The 19297-nt window shown below is 70.4% G+C and carries 21 protein-coding genes; 8 read left to right on the top strand and 13 right to left on the bottom strand.

The window, feature by feature from the left end:
• Nucleotides 1–41 precede the first annotated feature (41 nt).
• Both AB0I81_RS56825 and sigE read right to left on the bottom strand, forming a co-directional pair.
• Nucleotides 42–569, bottom strand: a complete 528-nt coding sequence (locus tag AB0I81_RS56825; RefSeq protein WP_360677450.1) for a zf-HC2 domain-containing protein — start codon at nt 567–569, stop codon at nt 42–44.
• A 1-nt stretch (nt 570) separates the two neighbouring features.
• Nucleotides 571–1203 carry an RNA polymerase sigma factor SigE gene (gene sigE, locus AB0I81_RS56820; RefSeq protein ID WP_360677448.1) on the bottom strand — a complete coding sequence of 211 codons (633 nt, stop codon included), beginning with the start codon at nt 1201–1203 and terminating at the stop codon, nt 571–573.
• Nucleotides 1204–1375: 172 nt separating this feature from the next.
• Here sigE and AB0I81_RS56815 point away from each other — a divergent pair, with 172 nt between their 5' ends.
• Nucleotides 1376–2014 carry an O-methyltransferase gene (locus AB0I81_RS56815; protein WP_360677446.1) on the top strand — a complete coding sequence of 213 codons (639 nt, stop codon included), beginning with the start codon at nt 1376–1378 and terminating at the stop codon, nt 2012–2014.
• Between the two features lie 13 nt (nt 2015–2027).
• Here AB0I81_RS56815 and AB0I81_RS56810 read toward each other — a convergent pair whose 3' ends face one another.
• Together AB0I81_RS56810 and AB0I81_RS56805 are read right to left on the bottom strand one after the other, a co-directional pair.
• Nucleotides 2028–3431 carry a leucyl aminopeptidase gene (locus tag AB0I81_RS56810; protein ID WP_360677444.1) on the bottom strand — a complete coding sequence of 468 codons (1404 nt, stop codon included), beginning with the start codon at nt 3429–3431 and terminating at the stop codon, nt 2028–2030.
• 78 nt (nt 3432–3509) lie between these two features.
• On the bottom strand, nt 3510–3677 hold the full coding sequence (locus AB0I81_RS56805; RefSeq protein WP_020545024.1) for a DUF3117 domain-containing protein: 168 nt from the start codon (nt 3675–3677) through the stop codon (nt 3510–3512).
• 159 nt (nt 3678–3836) lie between these two features.
• Here AB0I81_RS56805 and AB0I81_RS56800 point away from each other — a divergent pair, with 159 nt between their 5' ends.
• The 3 genes from AB0I81_RS56800 to AB0I81_RS56790 are packed head-to-tail and all read left to right on the top strand — an operon-like array spanning nt 3837 to nt 7738.
• On the top strand, nt 3837–4631 hold the full coding sequence (locus AB0I81_RS56800) for a PaaX family transcriptional regulator C-terminal domain-containing protein (RefSeq protein WP_360677441.1): 795 nt from the start codon (nt 3837–3839) through the stop codon (nt 4629–4631).
• Nucleotides 4632–4666: 35 nt separating this feature from the next.
• Nucleotides 4667–5443: an enoyl-CoA hydratase-related protein gene (locus AB0I81_RS56795; RefSeq protein ID WP_360677439.1), complete on the top strand. Its 777-nt coding sequence runs from the start codon at nt 4667–4669 to the stop codon at nt 5441–5443.
• A 36-nt stretch (nt 5444–5479) separates the two neighbouring features.
• A complete protein-coding gene (locus AB0I81_RS56790; protein ID WP_360677437.1) occupies nt 5480–7738 on the top strand; it encodes a polysaccharide lyase 8 family protein in 2259 nt (752 codons plus the stop codon).
• Here the strand turns inward: AB0I81_RS56790 and AB0I81_RS56785 are convergent.
• The 6 genes from AB0I81_RS56785 to AB0I81_RS56760 form a co-directional block, all read right to left on the bottom strand.
• Nucleotides 7650–8204, bottom strand: coding sequence for a DNA-3-methyladenine glycosylase I (locus AB0I81_RS56785; protein WP_360677510.1), 555 nt, complete (start codon nt 8202–8204; stop codon nt 7650–7652). The two genes, AB0I81_RS56790 and AB0I81_RS56785, sit on opposite strands and share 89 nt — an antisense overlap.
• A 41-nt stretch (nt 8205–8245) precedes the next feature.
• The gene (locus AB0I81_RS56780; RefSeq protein WP_360677435.1) at nt 8246–9058 is read right to left on the bottom strand and encodes a hypothetical protein; all 813 of its coding nucleotides are present in this window, start codon (nt 9056–9058) and stop codon (nt 8246–8248) included.
• Between the two features lie 70 nt (nt 9059–9128).
• Nucleotides 9129–9713 (bottom strand): TIGR00730 family Rossman fold protein, encoded by a 585-nt coding sequence (locus AB0I81_RS56775; RefSeq protein WP_360677433.1) that lies wholly within the window; start codon nt 9711–9713, stop codon nt 9129–9131.
• 11 nt (nt 9714–9724) lie between these two features.
• Nucleotides 9725–10525, bottom strand: a complete 801-nt coding sequence (locus AB0I81_RS56770) for a TIGR00730 family Rossman fold protein (RefSeq protein WP_360677431.1) — start codon at nt 10523–10525, stop codon at nt 9725–9727.
• Between the two features lie 221 nt (nt 10526–10746).
• Nucleotides 10747–11802, bottom strand: coding sequence for a succinyl-diaminopimelate desuccinylase (gene dapE / locus AB0I81_RS56765; protein ID WP_360677429.1), 1056 nt, complete (start codon nt 11800–11802; stop codon nt 10747–10749).
• Nucleotides 11802–12635 carry a 2,3,4,5-tetrahydropyridine-2,6-dicarboxylate N-succinyltransferase gene (locus AB0I81_RS56760; protein ID WP_360677427.1) on the bottom strand — a complete coding sequence of 278 codons (834 nt, stop codon included), beginning with the start codon at nt 12633–12635 and terminating at the stop codon, nt 11802–11804. Before AB0I81_RS56760 ends, dapE begins: the two co-directional genes overlap by 1 nt.
• Before the next feature lie 36 nt (nt 12636–12671).
• Here AB0I81_RS56760 and AB0I81_RS56755 point away from each other — a divergent pair, with 36 nt between their 5' ends.
• On the top strand, nt 12672–13490 hold the full coding sequence (locus AB0I81_RS56755; protein ID WP_360677425.1) for a hypothetical protein: 819 nt from the start codon (nt 12672–12674) through the stop codon (nt 13488–13490).
• Here the strand turns inward: AB0I81_RS56755 and AB0I81_RS56750 are convergent.
• The 3 genes from AB0I81_RS56750 to fdxA form a co-directional block, all read right to left on the bottom strand.
• Nucleotides 13487–14143 (bottom strand): DUF4178 domain-containing protein, encoded by a 657-nt coding sequence (locus tag AB0I81_RS56750; protein WP_360677423.1) that lies wholly within the window; start codon nt 14141–14143, stop codon nt 13487–13489. The two genes, AB0I81_RS56755 and AB0I81_RS56750, sit on opposite strands and share 4 nt — an antisense overlap.
• A 91-nt stretch (nt 14144–14234) precedes the next feature.
• Nucleotides 14235–15305, bottom strand: a complete 1071-nt coding sequence (gene dapC / locus AB0I81_RS56745) for a succinyldiaminopimelate transaminase (protein ID WP_360677421.1) — start codon at nt 15303–15305, stop codon at nt 14235–14237.
• A 105-nt stretch (nt 15306–15410) separates the two neighbouring features.
• Nucleotides 15411–15737 carry a ferredoxin gene (gene fdxA, locus AB0I81_RS56740; protein WP_237101595.1) on the bottom strand — a complete coding sequence of 109 codons (327 nt, stop codon included), beginning with the start codon at nt 15735–15737 and terminating at the stop codon, nt 15411–15413.
• Nucleotides 15738–16090: 353 nt separating this feature from the next.
• Here fdxA and AB0I81_RS56735 point away from each other — a divergent pair, with 353 nt between their 5' ends.
• The 3 genes from AB0I81_RS56735 to AB0I81_RS56725 form a co-directional block, all read left to right on the top strand.
• The gene (locus tag AB0I81_RS56735; protein WP_360677418.1) at nt 16091–17161 is read left to right on the top strand and encodes an ABC transporter substrate-binding protein; all 1071 of its coding nucleotides are present in this window, start codon (nt 16091–16093) and stop codon (nt 17159–17161) included.
• A gap of 102 nt (nt 17162–17263) precedes the next feature.
• Nucleotides 17264–18040, top strand: a complete 777-nt coding sequence (locus AB0I81_RS56730) for a methyltransferase domain-containing protein (protein WP_360677416.1) — start codon at nt 17264–17266, stop codon at nt 18038–18040.
• 112 nt (nt 18041–18152) lie between these two features.
• On the top strand, nt 18153–19297 hold a 1145-nt coding region (locus AB0I81_RS56725; RefSeq protein WP_360677414.1), incomplete at its 3' end, for a hypothetical protein.

Genomic DNA, 19297 nt, shown 5'->3' with positions numbered 1-19297 from the left:
GCCGACTACGCCAACCGTTTTCCCCCGGCATGACCGGAAGGTCAAGGTGTGGCGGACGATGGAGCGTTCGTAGGCGTAGTACGAGCCTGCTGCTGGAACAGTTCAACCGGCGGAGCCGGATTGTTCTGCCCCACGCCGGAGGCCGCGAAGAAGGTGCCGATCGCCACGGCCGCGGAGACCATCCCGACCGCCACGTACGTCGTGCGCCGCCTACCCCCGCGGCCAGGGCCCGACGCCCCACCGGCCGCGTCCCTGCGCGGGCGGTTGTCCAGGGGGGCGATGGTGTGGGGCCCAGGAATGGGCACGCCCCCGAACGTACGGTGGGGGAAAGGGCGCTCCCTCGGCGGCAGCGGCCCGCCCGGCTCCGCCATCCGGAGCAGGGACATGGTCAGGTCGGCCGGCATGCCGGGGGTGTCGAGCGAGCGCAGGCGCGTCTTCAGCGCCCGCACCGACTCCACCTCGCGCCGGCAGTCAGCGCAGAATGTCAGATGAGCCAGCGCACGTTCGCGCTCTGTGTGGTTGAGCTCACCGTCGACCAGCGCCGAAACGCGTTCTCCAAGATGGGCCATGTCAGACTTCCTCCCCACGGATCACGGTCGGGGGGAGTTGAGAATTACGGGGGGCCCGATGGTCGAGCGCCTCCCGCAACTGCGCCCGGCCACGGTGAATACGGCTTCGGACCGTACCCAGCTTGACGCCGAGCGTGGCCGCGATCTCCTCGTAAGACAGGCCCTCGATGTCACACAGCACGATCGCGGCCCGGAACTCGGGGGCGAGCGCGTCGAGGGCGGCCTGGATGTCGGGCTCCAGATGAGCGTCGTCGAACGCCTGCGCCGGAGAGGGCTCACGACCGCGCAGCCGCTCGGCGGCGTCGTCGGCCAGCCCCTCGAACCTGATGCGCTGCTTGCGCCGCGCCATGTCGAGGAACAGGTTCGTCGTGATCCGGTGCAGCCACCCCTCGAACGTGCCGGGGGTGTAGCTCGACAGCGACCTGAAAACCCGGACGAAGACCTCCTGGGTGAGGTCCTCGGCATCGTGGACATTGCCGGTCAGCCGGTACGCCAGCCGATACACGCGCGCGGAGTGTGTCCGCACGACCTCCTCCCACGTCGGAGGAGTCCATTCAGACGACACGGGAGTATCGGTCTGGTGGTCGCTTTCGTCCACCAGAACTCCTCTCTTTGGGACCACCGCTACCGCCATAGTGCCTGGTTTCGTCCCTTCGTGCGCACTGCCTGCCTTCCGGACCGGCAAAGCCCGTTTAAACCTGCAACGCCTTGCGGGCCTCCTGAGTTCCCGTGATGCCGCGTCTCCCATAGGCTGCGATCGGTGCCAATCTCGTGGACCAATCGCACGAAAGTGGGGGAGGAGGCCGATGACCACTCCGGTGGAGGCCACTCTGGCCTATGCGGAGCAGTTCCATCACGAGGATGAGACTCTGCACGCGGCGCGGCAGCGCGGGCTGGAGATGGGTGCCGTGCCCATCCTTCCCGGCGGCGGCGCGGCCCTTTGTTTCCTGGCGACCGCGGTCAACGCCAAGTCGGTCGTCGAGATCGGCACGGGCTGCGGGGTCTCGGGATTGTGGCTGCTGCGCGGCATGCGTACGGACGGCACTCTGACGAGCGTCGACGTCGAGCCCGAGCACCAGCGGCTGGCCAGGCAGGCGTTCGCGGAGGCCGGTTTCTCCGGCGGCCGGGTGCGGCTGATCTCCGGCCGCGCGCTCGACGTGCTGCCGCGGTTGTCGGACGGCGGCTATGACATGGTGTTCGCCGACGGCGCGAAGCACGAGTACGTCGACTACCTGGCCGAGGCCGTACGCCTGCTGCGGGTGGGCGGCATCGTGGCCTTCGACAACATGTTGTGGCACAACCGCGTGGCCGACCCCGCGCAACGCGACCCTGAGACGGTGACGCTGCGCGAGGTGGGCAAGCTGGTGCAGTCGGACGAGCGCCTGCGCTCGGTGCTCATGCCGCTCGGCGACGGCCTGCTCGCCGCCATCAAGATCGCCGACTGAGCCGACTCACCGGTCAGCTTCTGGTGAGCCACTCCAGGAGCACACGCACGCCGAATCCGGTGGCGCCCTTGGTCAGTACGCCCTCGTCCACCGTGCTGCGCCCGACCCCGGCGATGTCGAGGTGCGCCCACGGCCGCTCGCCCGCGAACTCGCGCAGGAACAGCGCCGCCGTGATCGACCCGGCCCCGAACCTGGAGCCGGACTCGACGTTGGCCAGATCGGCGATCGGCGACTCCAGCGCGCCCGCGTAGTCCTCGACCAGCGGCATCCGCCACAGCCGGTCGTCGGCGGCCTGCCCCGCCGTCACGAGCTGCTCGGCCAGCGCGTCGTCGGAGGAGTAGACGGCGCCCATGCTGCGGCCGAGCGCCACCGTGATCGCCCCGGTGAGGGTGGCGATGTCCACGACCGCGTCGGGGTCGAGGTGGGCGTCGGCGTAGGCGAGCGCGTCGGCCAGCACCAGCCGCCCCTCGGCGTCGGTGTTGAGCACCTCGACCGTGCGCCCGCCGTAGTGCTTGATGACGTCGCTGGGCCGCTGCGCGGTGCCGGAGGGCATGTTCTCGGCGGCGGCGACCAGCCCGGTGACGCGTACCGGCGCCTTGAGCGCGGCCAGCGCGCCCAGCACGGCGATGACGACCGCGCCGCCCGCCATGTCGGTCTTCTGGGTCTTCATGTTCTCGGTCGGCTTGAGCGACAACCCGCCCGAGTCGAACGTGATGCCCTTGCCCACCAGCACCACGTGCCGCGCCGCCGGCTCATCCGGCGTGTAGGAGAGCTGGATGAACCTGGGCGGCCTGACCGAGCCCTGCCCCACGGCCAGGATGCCGCCGAACCCGTCGGCCCGCAGCCGCTCCTCGTCCCAGACCTCGACCGGCACGCCGGCCTCGGCGGCCCGCTCGGCGAGCCAGGCGGGGTCCTTGACGGAGGCCGGGGTGTTGGCCAGGTCGCGGGCCAGCGCCACCGCCTCCGCCACGGTCCGCGCGCGCCGCACCGGCTCCTCGTCCGCCCCGGCGAGCACCAGCCGGCGCACCGGCTTCCGTCCGCTGACACCGATCCTGTACGTGTACGCGGCCAGCAGCGCCGCCTCCACGAACACGGCCACGTCGCCGCCGGGCGTCACCACGGTCAGCGTGTCCTTGCCCTTGGCCTTCCTGGTCAGCGCGGCGGCGGCGGTGCGCAGGGCGCGCGGCGAGGCGTCGCCGACCCCGTACAGCAGGACCCGTCCCACACCGCCCGGCCGCGCCACCGGAACCTCGACGATCTCCCCCGCCTCGCCCTTGGCGTCGTAGTGGGCCAGCAGGCCGGACACGGGAAGATGCAGCTCGACCGCGGGGCTGAGGCCGGAGTCGTACGGGACCGCCAGCAGTTCGGCGTCGTCGGGAACCTCGGCGACCACCGTCGCAGTGGTCTCAATGGGCACGGACCTTCTCCTCAAACGTCAGCGACCCTGGCGCCGGACCACGCCAGGGTCGTAAATCAAGTTGTCTGTCGGGAGCGCTCAGCCGACGACGTTCTTCAACGCCTCGCCGAGCGCCTTTGCCTCGTCGGCGGAGATCTCCACGACGAGCCGGCCGCCACCCTCCAGGGGGACCCGCATGACAATGCCGCGCCCTTCCTTGGTGACCTCGAGCGGACCATCGCCGGTCCGCGGCTTCATCGCCGCCATGCGTGCATCCCTTCCTGCCTTGGGCTCCCGCGGCCCGCGATTACCGACCCCCGAAAGGGGTGGTCGGCGCATTCACGTCTTCTGTGATGTCCTATTCTCCCGCATCGAGAGCCCTCATGGGTAACGATCTCCTCCCAGAATGCGTTGTCGAGGCGTGCGATGACGTCCAAACTGGACTTCGTGCACGCTCGCGCCGCTCTGTTCGACCTCTATGGGGACCATCTGCGCTCGCGCGGTGGCCAGGCGTCCGTCGCCGCACTCGTGCGGCTGATGAAACCCCTGGAAATCGCCGCTCCCGCGGTCCGTACGGCGGTTTCGCGCATGGTGCGTCAGGGGTGGCTGCGCCCGCTGAGACTGCCCCACGGAGCGGGCTACGGGCTGACGCCGAAGTGTGTCAGGCGGCTGGATGAGGCCGCGCTGAGAATTTACCGAGCTGGGACTCTGACCTGGCATGGCCGCTGGCATCTGATCGTCTTCGAGCCGGTCAAGGAGCGGCCGCGCAGGGAGCGGCTGCGGGCCGATCTGACGTTCCTGGGCTACGCGTCGTTGTCGGAGACGACCTGGATCGGGCCGCGTTCCTCGATCGAGCTGGACAACCTGCTCGACGGTGAGGGGGTGCGGGCCGACAGGTTCGACGCGGCGCTGGAGGGCGATCCGCGCGAGCTGGTCGCCAGGGCCTGGGATCTGACCGCCATCGGCGAGGCGTACGAGCACTGGCACGCCGAGGCTGTCACGCTGATCAGCACGCTGCCCGAGGCGGCCCCGCCCGACCAGGTGTTCGCCACGCGGAGCCGGCTCGTGCACGGCTGGCGCAACTTCCTGTTCCGCGACCCTGGCCTGCCGTCCGAGCTGCTGCCCGCCGGTTGGCCCGGGGAGAAGGCCAGGGCCTACTTCGAGCAGGAGGCCACCAGGCTGCTGCCCGCGGCCGCCGCGTTCGTCGACAGGGAGTTGTGACTTGATCCGCTACGACGTGGACAGGGAGTTGTGACTTGATCCGCTATGACGTGGCCGACGCCGTCGCCACCATCACCCTCGACCGCCCCGACGCGATGAACTCGCTGACCGTCGAGGTCAAACTGGCCCTGCTCTACGCGCTGCGCCGGGCGGCCGGCGACCGCGCGGTCAGGGCCGTCCTGCTCACGGGCTCGGGCCGGGCCTTCTGCGCGGGCCAGGACCTGCGTGAGCACGCCGGCAACCTGGAGGAGGGCCGCGGCCTGGCCAACACCCTGCGCGAGCACTACAACCCGATCGTGGAGCTGATCACCACCATGGCCAAGCCGGTGGTGGCCGCGGTCAACGGCGTGGCGGTGGGCGCGGGTGCGTCCCTGGCCTTCGCCTGCGACCTGCGGGTGGCCTCCGATCGGGCCAAGTTCGCGATGGCCTTCGCCGGCATCGGCCTGGCGCCCGATTCGGGCGCGTCGTGGACGCTGCAGCGCCTGGTCGGCCGGGGCCGCGCCGCCGAGATGATGTTGCTCGGTGAGCCGCTCGACGCGGCCCGCGCGCTGGAGCTGGGCCTGGTCACCCGCGTGGTCCCGGCGGACGACGTGCTCAAGACCGCCAATGAGCTGGCCGTACGTCTCGCGAGCGGCCCCACCCTGGCCTATGCCGCCACCAAGCGGGCGCTGGCCTACGCCGCCACGCACGCACTGCCCGACACGCTGGCCATGGAGGCCGACATCCAGGACATGTGCGTCGCAACCGTGGATCACGGCAACGCCACGCGAGCGTTCCTAGCGAAAGAAGTCCCGACATTCAACGCTGAGTAACTGATCAATCACGCTCGCATAGGTAAAGCTAGCGCCATGCGCCCCGACGACGCCTCGAAGCCGCCTGCCCCGCAGGACTTCGAGCCCCTCCGCACGACCGCCATGACCCTGCTCACGGGCGGCGCGTTCGACTCCTCCGACCCCTCCTACCACCGGCCGCTGTCCGCGCTGGGCGAGCAGGCCGCCGGCTGGCTGGCGCAGATGGTGCCCGGCCTGATCTGGCCGGACCTGCCGCTGGAAGGCCGGCCGGGGAACGTGACGGGCAGCTACGGCAGGCTGCGCGTGATCGCCACCGCCTGGGCCACCCCCGGCACCGCCCAGCACGGCGACGACGCCGTGGCGGAGAAGGTGGTCCGGGCGCTCGACCTGCTCCACGAGCGGCACTACAACGAAGGGCTGCCGGAGACGGGCAACTGGTGGTTCTGGGAGATCGGCACGCCCGCCCAGCTCGCCCGGGTGTGCGTGCTGCTCGGCGACCGGCTCGACGAGGACAGGCTGGCGGCGTACCTGCGGGCCATCGACCGGTTCTGCCCCGACGCCGACCGCCGCGCCGGATACCCCGAGGCCAGCGAGAGCGGCTCCAACCGGGCCGACAAGGCCTCCATCGTCGCCTTCCGCGGCGTGGCGGGGCGCAGCGCGGACAAGCTGGCGCAGGCGCGCGACGGGCTCTCCGACGTACGGGACGGCGGGCGGCACAGCGTCTTCGCCTACGCGGGCTCCGGCGACGGCTTCTACCCCGACGGCTCCTTCATCCAGCACGGCGACGTCGCCTACACGGGCTCCTACGGGCTTTCCCTGCTCATCGCGGTCTCCGAGACCGTGGCGCTGCTGCACGGGTCGCCCTGGCAGGTCACCGATCCCGGGCGGCAGGTCGTGCTGGACGCGGTGGAGCGTTCCTTCGCGCCGTTCATCCACGACGGGCTGCTCATGGACACCGTCAGGGGGCGGGCGGCCAGCAGGCAGGCCTTCTCCGACAGCGTGGCCGGGCACGGGGCGATCGGGGCGGTGCTGCTGCTGGCGCAGAGCGCGCCCGAGCCGTACCGCGGCCGGTTCAGGGAGCTGGCCAAGGGGTGGATCGAGCGCGGCAAGGTCCGTCCCTACCTGCGGCACGCGGACGTGCCGGAGACCCGGCGGGCGATCGCGGTGCTGGACGACAAGAGCGTCGAGGCCGCGCCGGCGACCGACGGGCACTTCGTGTTCCCCTCGATGGAACGCGTGGTGCACCGGCGGCCCGGCTGGGCGGTCGCGATCAGCATGTCCTCACAGCGGATCGCCGCCTACGAGGCGATCAACGGGGAGAACAGGCACGGCTGGTACACCGGCGACGGCATGACCTACATCTACACCGGCGACCAGGGCCACTACGGGCACGACTTCTGGCCGACGGTGGACCCGTACCGGCTGCCGGGGACCACGGTGGACCCGCGCGAGCGCGCGGACCTCGACTTCCGCGCCTACCGCCCGGCCAACGCGTGGGCGGGCGGGGTGGTGCTGGAGGACCGCTACGGCGTCACCGCCATGGAGCTGGCCGGTGACGGGGTGAGCCTGCGGGCGCACAAGTCGTGGTTCTTCCTGGACTCGGCCGTGGTGGCGCTGGGCAGCGGCATCAGCAGTTCCGACGACCGTGCGATCGAGACCGTGATGGAGAACCGCGCCACGGACGCCCGGCCGCACCTGGGCGACGGGTGGGCCCACCTGCCGGGGACGGGCGGTTACGTGTTCGAGGGCGCCAGGATGCTCGTGGAGACGCGTACGGGCCGCTGGCGCGACATCAACACCGGAGACGACACCGCGGGCGCGTTCGAGCCCGTCACGCGGCGCTACGTGACGTTCTGGTTCGACCACGGCGTCAATCCGCTGGAGGCCGGCTACTCCTACGTCCTGCTGCCGAACGCGACCCGCGAGCGGACCCGCTCCTTCCGCGGCAACAGGCCCGTCCGGGTGCTGGCCAACACCGGCCGCCTGCAGGCCATAGAGACGCGGGCGCTGTTCGGGGCCACGTTCTGGGCGCCGGGCGAGGCCGGGATCGTGCAGGCGGACGCGCCGTGCGTGGTGATGCTGCGCAGGGCCAGCGAACGGCTCCTGCTGGCCGTGGCCGACCCGAGCAGGACCGTGGACGTCGTGACGCTCACGCTCGACCGCGCGGCGCGCTGGGTGGTCCGGGCCGACGACACGGTCAAGGTGCGGACGGGCAAGAAGCCGGTCGTCACCGTCGCGGTCGGCGGCTCGCTGGGGCGCTCACACAGCGTGGAGCTGAGCGCGCACGGGCCACGCAGCCTTCAATATGATCGTTGACCAGCCCGATCGCCTGCATGAGCGCGTAGGCCGTGGTCGGGCCGACGAACTTGAACCCGTGCTTCTTCAGCTCCTTGGCCAGCGCCTTGGAGCCGGGGGTGACGGCGGGCACGTCGGCCATCGTCCTGGGCACGGGTGAGCCGGGGTCGGCGTGCCGCCACACCAGCTCCGACAGGCCGCCCGGCAGGTCGAGGGCGGCCCTGGCGTTGCTGACGGCGGCCTCGATCTTGGCCCGGTTGCGGATGATGCCCGCGTCGCCGAGCAGGCGTTCGACGTCCTGCTCGGTGTAGCCGGCCACCTTGACGATGGAGAAGCGGTCGAAGGCGGCGCGGAAGTTCTCCCGCTTGCGCAGGATCGTCAGCCAGGACAGGCCCGACTGGAACGCCTCCAGCGACACCCGCTCGAAGACCGCGTCGTCGCCCTCGACCGGGGTGCCCCACTCCTCGTCGTGGTAGGCGAGGTACATCGGGTCGGCGATGCCGGGCCAGAAGCAGCGGATCGGCTCACTCACGATCGCTCGTCACCGTCCTTGGCGACGGCCGCCCGCACGGGCTCCTCGCCGTCCGGCGCGCCCTCCCCCGGCTTGGCTTCCAGCTCTTCGTCCACCTTCGCCTCAGCGACAGGCTCTTCGTCCACCTTCACATCGGCGACAGGCTCTTCGTCCGCCTTGGCCTCGGTGGCGGGCTCTTCGTCCGCCTTCACGTCGGCGGCGGGCTGTTCATTCGATTTTGCCTCGGCGGCGGGCTCGTCTTCCGGCTTCGCCTCGGCGGCGGGCTCGCTCTCGGGCGCCTCCGCCTGCCCGTCGGGCTCGGGCACCCGCCACTCCGGCTCCTCGGGCAGGTGCCGCAGTTGCGCGCCGCCGTCCCAGGCCACCGTGGCGCCGCTGGCCGACACCGGGTCGCCCGACTCGGGCAGCTCGCGGGGCACGGCCGGCGCCTCGGGCTCGTGCTCGGTACGCGGCCCCGCCCCGGGCGCGGCGTAGATCTCCTGCCGCGCGTGCAACCGGCTCGACAACAACTCGGAGACGCGCTGCTCCAGCACCGCGATCCGGGTGTCGCGCGCGCTGATCGCGGTGGCGGCCCTGCGCAGGGTCTCATCGACGCTCTGGGTGTGATAGCCGACCAGGTTGACCGGCAGTTGGAGCGCCATGAAATCGACAGCCGTGAGCTGCCCGGCCTCGGGAAGGTCGAGCGGCGGCACGTCGGGCGGGAACTCGGTCAGCTCACCGCCCCTGCCAAGGGAGACCAAGACCACGCAGGCCAAAATGGCGATGGCGGCGATGGCGAGAATGACCAGCACATTGGCATCGTACTCACCCATCGGGGCACGAGGTCCCGCACTTGCCGCGTGCGGTGCGTCCGTGATCTCGGTGGCGCGGCTGCCGCGCAGGTCAGCCGGTGGCCTCGCCGAGTTCGGCGACGCTCGGCCGGACCGGCTGCGTGCGCGATTCGAGGTGGTCGAAGGCCTCTTCCATGGAGGAGGTCCAGGAGATCGCGTCGAAGACGTCGGGGCGGGTGAAGCCCTGCTCGTACATGCCGTCGATGAGCTTCTTGAGCGGGTCGTACAGGCCGAAGGGGTCCAGCAGCACCAGGGGCCGGTCGTGGATGCCGATCACCCGCGCCGTCCAGATCTCGAACAGCTCCTCCAGCGTGCCGATGCCGCCGGGCAGCACCAGGAACGCGTCGGAGCGGGCGTCCATGATCCCCTTGCGCTCCCGCATGTCGGCCGTGACGATCAGCTCGTGGGACTCCGTGTCGGCGACCTCCATGTCCACCAGCACCTGCGGGATCACCCCGATCGTGCGCCCGCCGGCCGCGCGGGCGGCCGAGGTGACGGCGCCCATGCAGGAGATGGAGCCGCCGCCGCTCACGAGGGTGTGTCCTCTCCTGGCGAGTTCGGTGCCGACACGGGCGGCGAGCTCGATGTACTTGTCGTCGATGTTGAGGCTGGAGGCGCAGTAGACGCAGATGTTCACGTCACGAGAGCCTATTGGGGCTCCGCGGTCTGGACGGCGGCGGCCTCCAGCTCCTCCTCGCGCTGCTTGGAACGGGCCAGGTCGGCTTCGGCGATGATGCGCACGGCCTCGTTCACGTCGTCGGTGACGCTGATCAGGTCGAGGTCCTGGGCCGCGATCTTGCCGGTGCTCAGCAGCGTCCCCTTGATCCAGTCGAGCAGCCCGCCCCAGAACTCGGTGCCCATCAGCACCACGGGGAAGGAGGTGACCTTGTGCGTCTGCACCAGCGTGAGCGCCTCGAACAGCTCATCCAGCGTGCCGAAGCCGCCGGGCAGGGCGATGAAGCCGCAGGAGTACTTGACGAACATCGTCTTGCGGACGAAGAAGTAGCGGAACTCTATGCCCAGGTCCACGTAGTCGTTCATGCGCTGCTCGAACGGCAGCTCGATGCCGAGCCCGACCGACACCGCGCCCTCGACGTCGCGCGCGCCCCTGTTGGCCGACTCCATGACGCCGGGGCCGCCGCCCGTGATCACGGCGTAGCCCGCCTCGGCCAGCGACCGGCCGAGCTTTCGGCCCATCCCGTACTCGGGCGAGTCGGGCTTGGTACGTGCCGAGCCGAAGACGGTGACGGCCGGCGGCAACTCGGCGAGTTGTCCGAAGCCCTCCACGAACTCGGCCTGGATGCGCAGCACCCGCCACGGATCCATGTGCACCCAGTCGGACGGGCCCTGGTGGCGGGCCAGCAGCCGCTGGTCGTGGGTGGAGCTGGGGACGAGGTTGCCGCGGACCACGGCCTGGCCCTGACGGCGTTCCCGACGAGTCTGTTCCATGCGGCTCACGCTAGCCCCTCCGGCACGCGACTGCTTTCGTACGGGTACTCAGACTGCCTTCTGCGGCGAAACCCCTGGTAACCCGGGCAGAACAGCTCTCTAAAAAATCTTGAAAGAAGCGTGGAACCGAATTTCGACCCACCCGCGTCTAACCGCATGAGGGTGCTGCTCGGGACTGAAAGTGGTCTTCCCCGCCAAATGGCCGGCGAGGAAGGCCACTTTCATATGTGCAGCCAGTCGAGCATCGCCCGCTCGCTCTCGACGATCTTCGACAGCGACACGTACTCCCCCTGCTGGTGCGCCAGGTTCGGATCCCCCGGGCCGTAGTTGACGGCGGGGACGCCCAGCGCGGAGAAGCGGGCGACGTCCGTCCAGCCCAGCTTGGCACGCGGGGTGCCGCCGACGGCCGCGGTGAAGGCCGCCGCCACCGGATGCGTCAGCCCCGGGCGGGCCGCGGGGGCGGCGTCCACGAAGCTCACCGCGAAGCCGTCGAACACCTCGCGCACGTGGTCCTGGGCGCTCTCGATCGACAGGTCGGGCGCGAAGCGGTAGTTGACGGTCACCACGCACAGGTCGGGGATGACGTTGCCGGCCACCCCGCCGCTGACGCCGACCGCGTTGAGCCCCTCGTGGTACTCCAGCCCGTCCACCACCGGCCGCCGCGCCTCGTAGGCGTTCAGCCTGGCCAGCACCGGCTCGATGCCGTGGATGGCGTTGACCCCGAACCACGACCTGGCGCTGTGCGCCCGCTTGCCCGGCACCGTGACCTCGGCGCGCAGGGTGCCCTGGCAGCCGCCCTCGATCACGCCGTCGGTGGGCTCCATCAGCACCGCGAAGTCGGCCGCCAGCCAGTCGGCGTGGTCCCTGGCGACCCTGGTCAGGCCGTTGCGCTCGGCCTCGATCTCCTCGCAGTCGTAGAAGACGTAGGTGACGTCCCTGGCGGGCGCGGGCACGGTGGCCGCCAGCTTGAGCGCGACGGCCACGCCGGCCTTCATGTCGGAGGTGCCGCAGCCGTAGAGCAGGTCGCCCTCCACCCGGCTGGGCAGGTTGCCGGCGACGGGGACGGTGTCCAGGTGCCCGGCGATCAGCACGCGCTCGGAGTGCCCCTGCTCGGTACGGGCGACGACCGTCTCCCCCGACCTGGTCACCGTGAGGTGCGGCAGCGCCGACAACGCCCGCTCGACCTCGTCGGCCAGCGGCTTCTCCGCGCCGCTCACCGACTCGATGTCCACGATCGCGGCGGTCAGGTCGCGTACGTCCTGGGTCAGGTCAAGCATCAGGTATTAACTCCGTGTTCGCGCAGCACCTCGTTGAGCGCCGCCTTGTCGTGTCTCAGCCCCGGCTCCAGCCTCTTGATCACCAGCACGCACGGCAGTCCGAACGTGCCGCCGGGGAATTGTCTCTGCCGCGTGCCGCTCACGGCCACGCACCATGCGGGGATCCTGCCCCGGCCCAGCTCCTCGCCGGTCTCGGTGTCGATCACCGGGATCGATCCGGAGAGTATGGTCCCGGCGCCGACGACCGCGCCCCGGCCCACCCTCGCGCCCTCCACGATCATCGCCCGGCTGCCGATCAGCACGTCGTCCTCGACCACGACCGGCACCGCGCCGGGCGGCTCCAGCACGCCGCCGATGCCCACCCCGCCCGACAGGTGCACGTTCCTGCCGATCTGGGCGCAGGAGCCGACCGTGGCCCAGGTGTCGAGCATCGTGCCGGCGTCCACGTACGCGCCGATGTTCGTGAACGACGGCATCAGCACCACGCCGGGCGCCAGGTAGGAGCCCCAGCGCGCGATCGCCCCCGGCACCACCCGCACGCCGTCGAACGAGCTCTTCAGCGGGATCCTGTCGTTGTGCTGGAAATCTCCCACCTGTGAGCGAGCCATGCCGAGCACCTTGAAGCTGAGGAGGATGGCCCGCCTGGCCCGCTCGTCCACCACGATCTCGTCGCCGACGAGCCTGGCGACCCGGGCTTTGCCCTGGTCGAGCAGGTCCACCGCGCCGACCACCCGGTGGCGCGCCTCGACGTCCGAGGGCGACAACTCCGCCCGGCGCTCCCAGAGCTCGTCCACCACCGAGGGCAACGGTGACGAGGTGCTCACGTGACTCATGGCCACGGAGCTTATCCGGAAGGGTAGTTTTTCAGCGTGCGCCTGCGCTTCTCCCGTGGAGTCATCACTATCGCGATCATCGTCGTCGTGCTCGCCATTGGCATATCCGCGGTTCTGTACCAGTTGCTGAAAAAGGCCAAACCCTTGGCCGTGCCGGAGGCGTACTGCACCGTCAAGACCGACGACGGCGTGCTCAACCTCTTCCCCGAGCAGGCCCAGATCTCGGCGACCATCGCGGCGGTCGCGGCGCGGCGCAAGCTGCCCGAGCGGGCCGTGGTGATCGCGTACGCGACGGCGCTGCAGGAGTCGAAGCTGCAGAACATCGACTTCGGCGACCGTGACTCGGTCGGGGTGTTCCAGCAGCGCGAGTCGCAGGGCTGGGGCACCAAGAAGCAGATCATGGACCCCGTCTACGCCACCAACAGGTTCTTCAAGGCGCTGGAAGAGGTCGACAACTACCGGAAGATCCCGCTGGCGGAGGCTGCGCAGGAGGTACAGCGCTCGGCGGGCGGGTACGCCTACGCCCCGCACGAGACGGACGCGAAGATCCTCGCCGCCGCCTTCACCGGCCGCGTCCCGCAGGCCCTGCACTGCTGGTATCCCTCCTCCGGCAAGACCCCCGCACCGCGCCCGAAGACCGCCGAGGCGCGCAAACAGCTCACCAGGGCGCTGGGCAGCACGGCGATCGTCACCAAGCGACGCGGCTGGCTGGTGGCGGCCTGGTCGGTGGCCCACGCCGAGAAGTACGCGCTGACCCGCGTCGGCTACCAGGGGGCCACCTGGTCCAACGGCTTCGAGGTCGAGGGCTGGCAGCAGGGCGGCCAGGCGGGGTCCAAGCGGGTGGAGCTGTCCTAAGACGCGCGCCGGACGATCGCGATGGAGCCGGGCGGGAGGGGCTGGGCGTAGCTGGCGGTCCAGGAGCGGCCCTGGATGCGTTCAAAGGACAGCAGCCGCCCGTCGGCGGCCCGGTAGTCGGCGAAGTCCAGCAGTCCCCTGTCCGGGTTGCCCGTGTCGCCCTCGCTCCTGAAGGCGACCGTGCCCCGGTCGATCGGGAAGAACTCCATGCCCTCCATGATCAGCATGCTCTTGGCCGGGACCATGCCCTCCGTGGGCACGTCCGTCCAGAGCTGCACCTCCAGGTGCGGCGGCTCCCCCGCGCGCACCTCGACCGACAGCCACTGCAGCCGCCGGTTGGCGTCACGCAGCAGGTACTCCACCCACTGCTGCCCCTGCCAGGAGATGTGCATGGCGCCGAGCACGCGCGCGGGCGACCCGTGCACCTCGATCCGATCGCCGACCCGGATCGTGCGGGGGTCGGTGTAGTCGGCGCCGGCATGCGCATGGACGCTCACCGGCGCCGCCAGCGGGGGCTCGATCGCGGCGACCTCGGCGGGCGGCGCGCTGTCGCGGCCCTTCCTGTCCTGCCGCAGCGTGGCCCAAAAGGCCCCGAGCAGCAGCAGGACGGTGGCGATGCTCAGCCCGAGTACGACCATGGAGGTCACGCTCATCGATCAGCTCGCTCCACTCGCGGTCTGCATCGGCGTAAGCCTGTTAAAAGTATGGGTGCAAGCCCGTTCTGGGGGCTTATGACGGGCGATCCTACTGGAGGCGGCGCACCGCCGCACCGATCCGTTCGTCAGTGGCGGTGACGGCGATGCGGATGTGCCGTCCACCTGCCGATCCGTAGAACTCACCGGGCGCGACCAAAATGCCGTTTTCGGAGAGCTTGCCCACTTGATCCCAGGCACTCTGCCCGTTCGTCGCCCAGAGGTAGAGACCGGCCGTCGAGTGGTCGATGCTCCACCCGGCCTTCTCCAGGGCGGGGCGCAGCAGGGCGCGGCGGGCCGCGTACAGCTCGCGCTGTTGCTCAGCGTGCCCGTCGTCGGCGAAGGCCACCGCCATCGCCGCCTGTACGGGCTGGGGCATGAGCATGCCCGCGTGCTTGCGCGTCTCCAGCAGCCGCTTGACCAGGACGGGGTCGCCCGTCACGAACCCGGCCCGGTAACCGGCCAGGTTGGAGCGCTTGGAGAGCGAGTGGACGGCGAGCAGCCCCTCGTGGGAGCCGCCGCACACGTCGGGATACAGGATCGAGACCGGCCGCTCTTCCCAGCCCAGCTCGATGTAGCACTCGTCGGAGGCCACGACCGCGCCGCGCTCGCGCGCCCAGGCCACGACCTTGCGCAGGTGCTCGGCCGGCAGCACGCGCCCTGTGGGGTTGCCTGGGGAGTTGACCCAGATGAGGTCCACGGGTTCGGGACCGAGCGCGAGCGTGCTGTCGGAGGCGGTGCCGTGCGCACCCGCCAGCCGGGCGCCCACGTCGTAGGTGGGGTAGGCCAGCTCGGGGAAGACCACCCGCTTGGCGCCCAGGTAGGTGGGCAACCAGGCGACGAACTCCTTGGAGCCGATCAGCGGGAGCACGTCCTGCTGATCGACCGTGACGCCGTGCCTGCGGCCCAGCCATCCGGCGGCGGCCTCACGCAGCGCCTTGGTGCCGTGCGTGAAGGGGTAGCCGGGGCTGTTGGCCGCCTGGGCCAGGGCGTTCTGGACGATCTGCGGCACGGGGTCGACCGGTGTGCCGATCGACAGGTCCACGATCCCGTCGGGATGCGCCAGCGCCCGCTCCTTGTACGGCTCCAGCCGATCCCAGGGGAAGTCTGGCAGTTTGTTCACGATTCTCCAGGGTGTCGCATTGCCGTACCGGGGCGCGTGGGCACGCCACGCGAACGGGGCGCATCCGCCCGGATGCCCCCGTACACGGGCGTCAGCGTGACCGGCTCAGTGGTCCTCGCCCTGCGGAGGCAGGGCGGACACCACCGGGTGGTCCTTGTCGATCTTGCCGACCTTCGAGGCGCCACCGGGCGAGCCGAGGTCTTCGAAGAAGTCCACGTTCGCCTTGTAGAAGTCCTTCCACTGCTCGGGAAGGTCATCCTCATAGAAAATCGCCTCGACGGGGCACACAGGCTCGCACGCGCCGCAGTCCACACACTCGTCGGGGTGGATGTAAAGCATGCGCTCGCCCTCGTAGATGCAATCGACGGGGCACTCCTCGATGCACGCCTTGTCCAGGACGTCCACGCAAGGCTGCGCGATGACGTAGGTCACCTCGAGCTCCTTCTTCTCCGCACCATGGCATGAATCTGACCGCGGTTTGCTACGCCCTAGTATTGCCGTGCTTGCCAGCTGGCCGAAACGGAGGGTGGCAAACTCGTGGCCGGACGCCTCGTCATCGCGATTACTAGCCAGGATATAGGCGCACGAATCACCACGCGGAGGCGCGTCCCCGGTGGATTCCGCGACGCGGTCGGCATCCTCGTGTCGTGGGCGGACGGAGTGCTCCAAGTTCGCAAAAGGGACGGCACGGTGGTGGAGATCCCAGAAGAGACACTCGTGGCCGCCAAGGTCGTTCCGGCCGCGCCTCCTCGACCTGGGCGAATACAGCGGTAAGTATTTGTCGGGTGACTGTACGTACCTGCGCCGCCGCAGCAGCCATCCTCGCCAGCGCCGGATGCGGCGCGTCGTCCACCGACTCCGGCACCACGGAGACCAAGGACCTGCCGCCGATCAACGCCCAGGCCGGCTCGATGAAGGCCGGCTTCGGCAGCATCGACCGCCTGGCCGAGACCGCCAGGCACGAGGGTGAGCTCAACGTGATCGGGCTGCCCCGCGACTGGGTCAACTACGGCGAGATCATCGACGCCTTCGCCGACAAGTACGACCTCAAGGTCAACCAGCTGGAGCCCGGCGCGAGCAGCGGGCGGGAGCTCGACATCGCCCCGCGCCTCAAGCCCGACGTGTTCGACCTGACCATGGACGTGGCGGTGGCCGGGGCCGACCGGTTCGCGCCGTACAAGGTGCAGGGCTGGAACGACCTGCCCGACCACGTCAAGGACCCGTCCGGCGGCTGGTACGCCCTCTACGGCGGCTACATGTCCATCGGGTACGACCCGCGCGCGGTCAAGCCGCCGGCCTCCTTCGCCGACCTGCTCAAGCCCGGCTACCGGGTGGCGCTGGACGGTGACCCGCTGCGCTCGGCGGCGGCGTTCGACGGCGTCATGGCGGCCTCCATGCGCGCGGGCGCGCCGCAGCCCGAGCAGGGCGTGACGCTGTTCGGCAAGCTCAAGCAGGCCGGGCGGCTGACCGAACCGGCCAAGGCCAACGTGATCGTGGCCTGGGACCACCTCAACGCGGCCCGCGGTGCGGCCCACCCCGACTCCTGGAAGGTGACGATCCCGCGCGACGCCGCGCTCGGCGGCTACCACGTGCAGGCGATCAGCAAGGCGGCCCCGCACCCGGCCGCCGCCCGGCTGTGGCAGGAGTTCCTGTACTCCGACGAGGGCCAGAACCTGCTCCAGAAGGGCTTCGCCAGGCCCGCGCGCGGCGAGGCGATGCTCATGAAGGGCACCCTCGACACCGAGCAGGCCGCGAAATTGCCCAAGGCGCCCGGACCGCCCGTGCTGATGACGATTCCGCAGGCAGACGCCGCGAAGGCATACCTGAGGAAGGAGTGGGCCAAGAGCGTGGGATGAGTCCGAAGTGACTTGATATGTCGTAGGGACAATCAGGCTCTAAAGTGAACGGACAGCACGGCCACGGGGGCCCGATGTCTGACCGAATGAGAGCTGATCGTCTTGCGATATGACACACCGAGCGTGGAGCGGTGGAACAGTCGCGCCTACGACAGCAGCTTCGGCTACGTCTCCACGCAGGGCGCCCCGCTGGTCGACCTGCTCGACCCGCGGCCCGGCGAGCGGGTGCTCGACCTCGGGTGCGGCACAGGGGTGCTGACCGGGCAGATCGCCTTCAGGGGCGCGGAGGTGCTCGGCATCGACGGCTCGGCCGCGATGATCGAGAAGGCGATCGCGCAGTATCCCGGCATCAACTTCATCGTCGGTGACGGGCACGACTTCACGGTCGTCAACCCGTACGACGCGGTCTTCTCCAACGCGGCGCTGCACTGGATGAGCCGCGAACCCGCCGCCGTGATCGCCAGCGTCCGCGAGGCTCTCAAGCCCGGCGGGCGCTTCGTCGCGGAGATGGGCGGGGCGGGCAACTGCGCGGAGCTGACCGCGGCGATGCTGACCGCCTGGCGCGAATACGGCCTGCGCGAACCCGAGCTCCCGTGGTACTTTCCCACGCCTGCCGAGTACGCCCGCCGCCTCGAGCAGGAGGGGTTCGTGGTCAGGTTGCTGGAGTACTTCGACCGGCCCACTCCCCTGGACGAGTGTCCTGGCGGGGCCGCCGACTGGGTGCGCATGTTCGCCGCATCGGTGCTCGAAGGGCTTCCCCCCGACATCGTGGAGCCCCTGCTCCGTCGTGTGAACGAACTGGCCGCGCCCGCACTTCGCAGGGAGACTGGCTGGATGGCCGACTACGTGCGTCTACGCTTTGCCGCTGTTCGACGTTGATGCGTCGTGCATGATGCGTAGGGCTGATTTGCCGGACTATGGTCTGTTCCGTGGGCGGCGTGATTATGGCTGCACCGCTGCGGCGGCGTGAGGGGCTGGTGAACGGAACGGGATGAATTTCTGCCTGAGCGACCTCGTACCACCGTTGAGGTGGAGCGACGCGTCCACGATCACGCTACTCACCGGGCAGCCGGACCTGCCGGACGCGTGGTGGCGCAGCCTGCCCATGCCGAGCGTCCTGGCCGCGATCGGCCCCGAGCCGCTGGGCGAGCTGCTCACCGAGATCGCCCTGGAGCACTGGCCCGCGGCGGCGATCGGCGACGTCCTGCCCGCGTTGCACGTGCTCGATCCCGAGGAGGCCGACGAGCCCGCGGTGGCGATCGCCCTCGACCGGGCCGGCTCCTGGGCCGGGCTGCTCGCGCTGACCAGCAGGGAGCTGGTCGACCAGCCCTTCATCCAGGCTCGGCCGGTGCTGAACACGCTGTTCTCGGCTGTTTTGGTACGCATCGCGCACCCGCACGGCGAAGAGGCCGCACCCGGTCCCCGGGAAGCGGCTCCGGCCCCCGTGGCCGTCGTTTCCGAGCCCGCCGAGCACGCTGCCGTCGCGCACGAGCCCGCCGAGCACGCTGCCGTCGCGCACGAGCCTGTCGTCGCGCACGAACCTGAGCACTCGTACGTCGCCGACGCGGCTGAGTCGGCCGCTGCGGCGTCGGAGCGCGAGGAGCGGGCCGAAGAGGCGGTCTCCGAGCCGGTCGCGGCGCAGCACGCCGCTGAGGGCGTCGAGGACCGCGACTCCGACGAGCGGCACGCCCTCCCGGAGCACGCCGCCCCGGAGTTCGCGGCCGAGGAGCACGCCGCCGAGCAACCGGTTGCCGAGGAGCAGGCAGCCGAACTCGCGGATGTCGCGGACGTCGAGCCTGCGTCCGAGGTCGCGCTCACCGCCGACCAACGCCACGACCCCCGCGAGGCCGAAGCACCACACGAGCCTGCACCGCACGAGGCCGCATCGCACGCGGCCGCATCGCACGCGGCCGAAGCGCCATACGCGCCCGAAACACCGCACGAGGATGAGGCGGCCGAGCGGGTCGTGGACGCCGACGCGCAGCCGGTCTCCGACGACGCTCCCAGGCCGGAGCCGGAGCCCGAGCCCGTGCTGGACGCCGCCGAGGAGCCGGCTCCCGATCCGGCCGCCCAGGAGGCCGCCGCGCTGGAGGCCGCCGTTCGGGAAGACGCCGTTCGGGAAGACGCCGTTCGGGA

The sequence above is a fragment of the Nonomuraea sp. NPDC050404 genome, assembly GCF_040655495.1.
In the GTDB taxonomy this organism is placed as follows: Bacteria; Actinomycetota; Actinomycetes; order Streptosporangiales; family Streptosporangiaceae; genus Nonomuraea.
This window is presented reverse-complemented; position numbering and strand designations above follow the sequence as displayed.

What these genes read in the sequence shown, in the direction of transcription:
- AB0I81_RS56825 (WP_360677450.1), bottom strand. Translation starts at nt 569, where the DNA reads ATGGCCCATCTTGGAGAACGCGTTTCGGCGCTGGTCGACGGTGAGCTC.
- sigE (WP_360677448.1), bottom strand. Translation starts at nt 1,203, where the DNA reads ATGGCGGTAGCGGTGGTCCCAAAGAGAGGAGTTCTGGTGGACGAAAGC.
- AB0I81_RS56815 (WP_360677446.1), top strand. Translation starts at nt 1,376, where the DNA reads ATGACCACTCCGGTGGAGGCCACTCTGGCCTATGCGGAGCAGTTCCAT.
- AB0I81_RS56805 (WP_020545024.1), bottom strand. Translation starts at nt 3,677, where the DNA reads ATGGCGGCGATGAAGCCGCGGACCGGCGATGGTCCGCTCGAGGTCACC.
- AB0I81_RS56800 (WP_360677441.1), top strand. Translation starts at nt 3,837, where the DNA reads ATGACGTCCAAACTGGACTTCGTGCACGCTCGCGCCGCTCTGTTCGAC.
- AB0I81_RS56790 (WP_360677437.1), top strand. Translation starts at nt 5,480, where the DNA reads ATGCGCCCCGACGACGCCTCGAAGCCGCCTGCCCCGCAGGACTTCGAG.
- AB0I81_RS56785 (WP_360677510.1), bottom strand. Translation starts at nt 8,204, where the DNA reads ATGTACCTCGCCTACCACGACGAGGAGTGGGGCACCCCGGTCGAGGGC.
- AB0I81_RS56780 (WP_360677435.1), bottom strand. Translation starts at nt 9,058, where the DNA reads ATGGGTGAGTACGATGCCAATGTGCTGGTCATTCTCGCCATCGCCGCC.
- AB0I81_RS56770 (WP_360677431.1), bottom strand. Translation starts at nt 10,525, where the DNA reads ATGGAACAGACTCGTCGGGAACGCCGTCAGGGCCAGGCCGTGGTCCGC.
- dapE (WP_360677429.1), bottom strand. Translation starts at nt 11,802, where the DNA reads ATGCTTGACCTGACCCAGGACGTACGCGACCTGACCGCCGCGATCGTG.
- AB0I81_RS56760 (WP_360677427.1), bottom strand. Translation starts at nt 12,635, where the DNA reads ATGAGTCACGTGAGCACCTCGTCACCGTTGCCCTCGGTGGTGGACGAG.
- AB0I81_RS56750 (WP_360677423.1), bottom strand. Translation starts at nt 14,143, where the DNA reads ATGAGCGTGACCTCCATGGTCGTACTCGGGCTGAGCATCGCCACCGTC.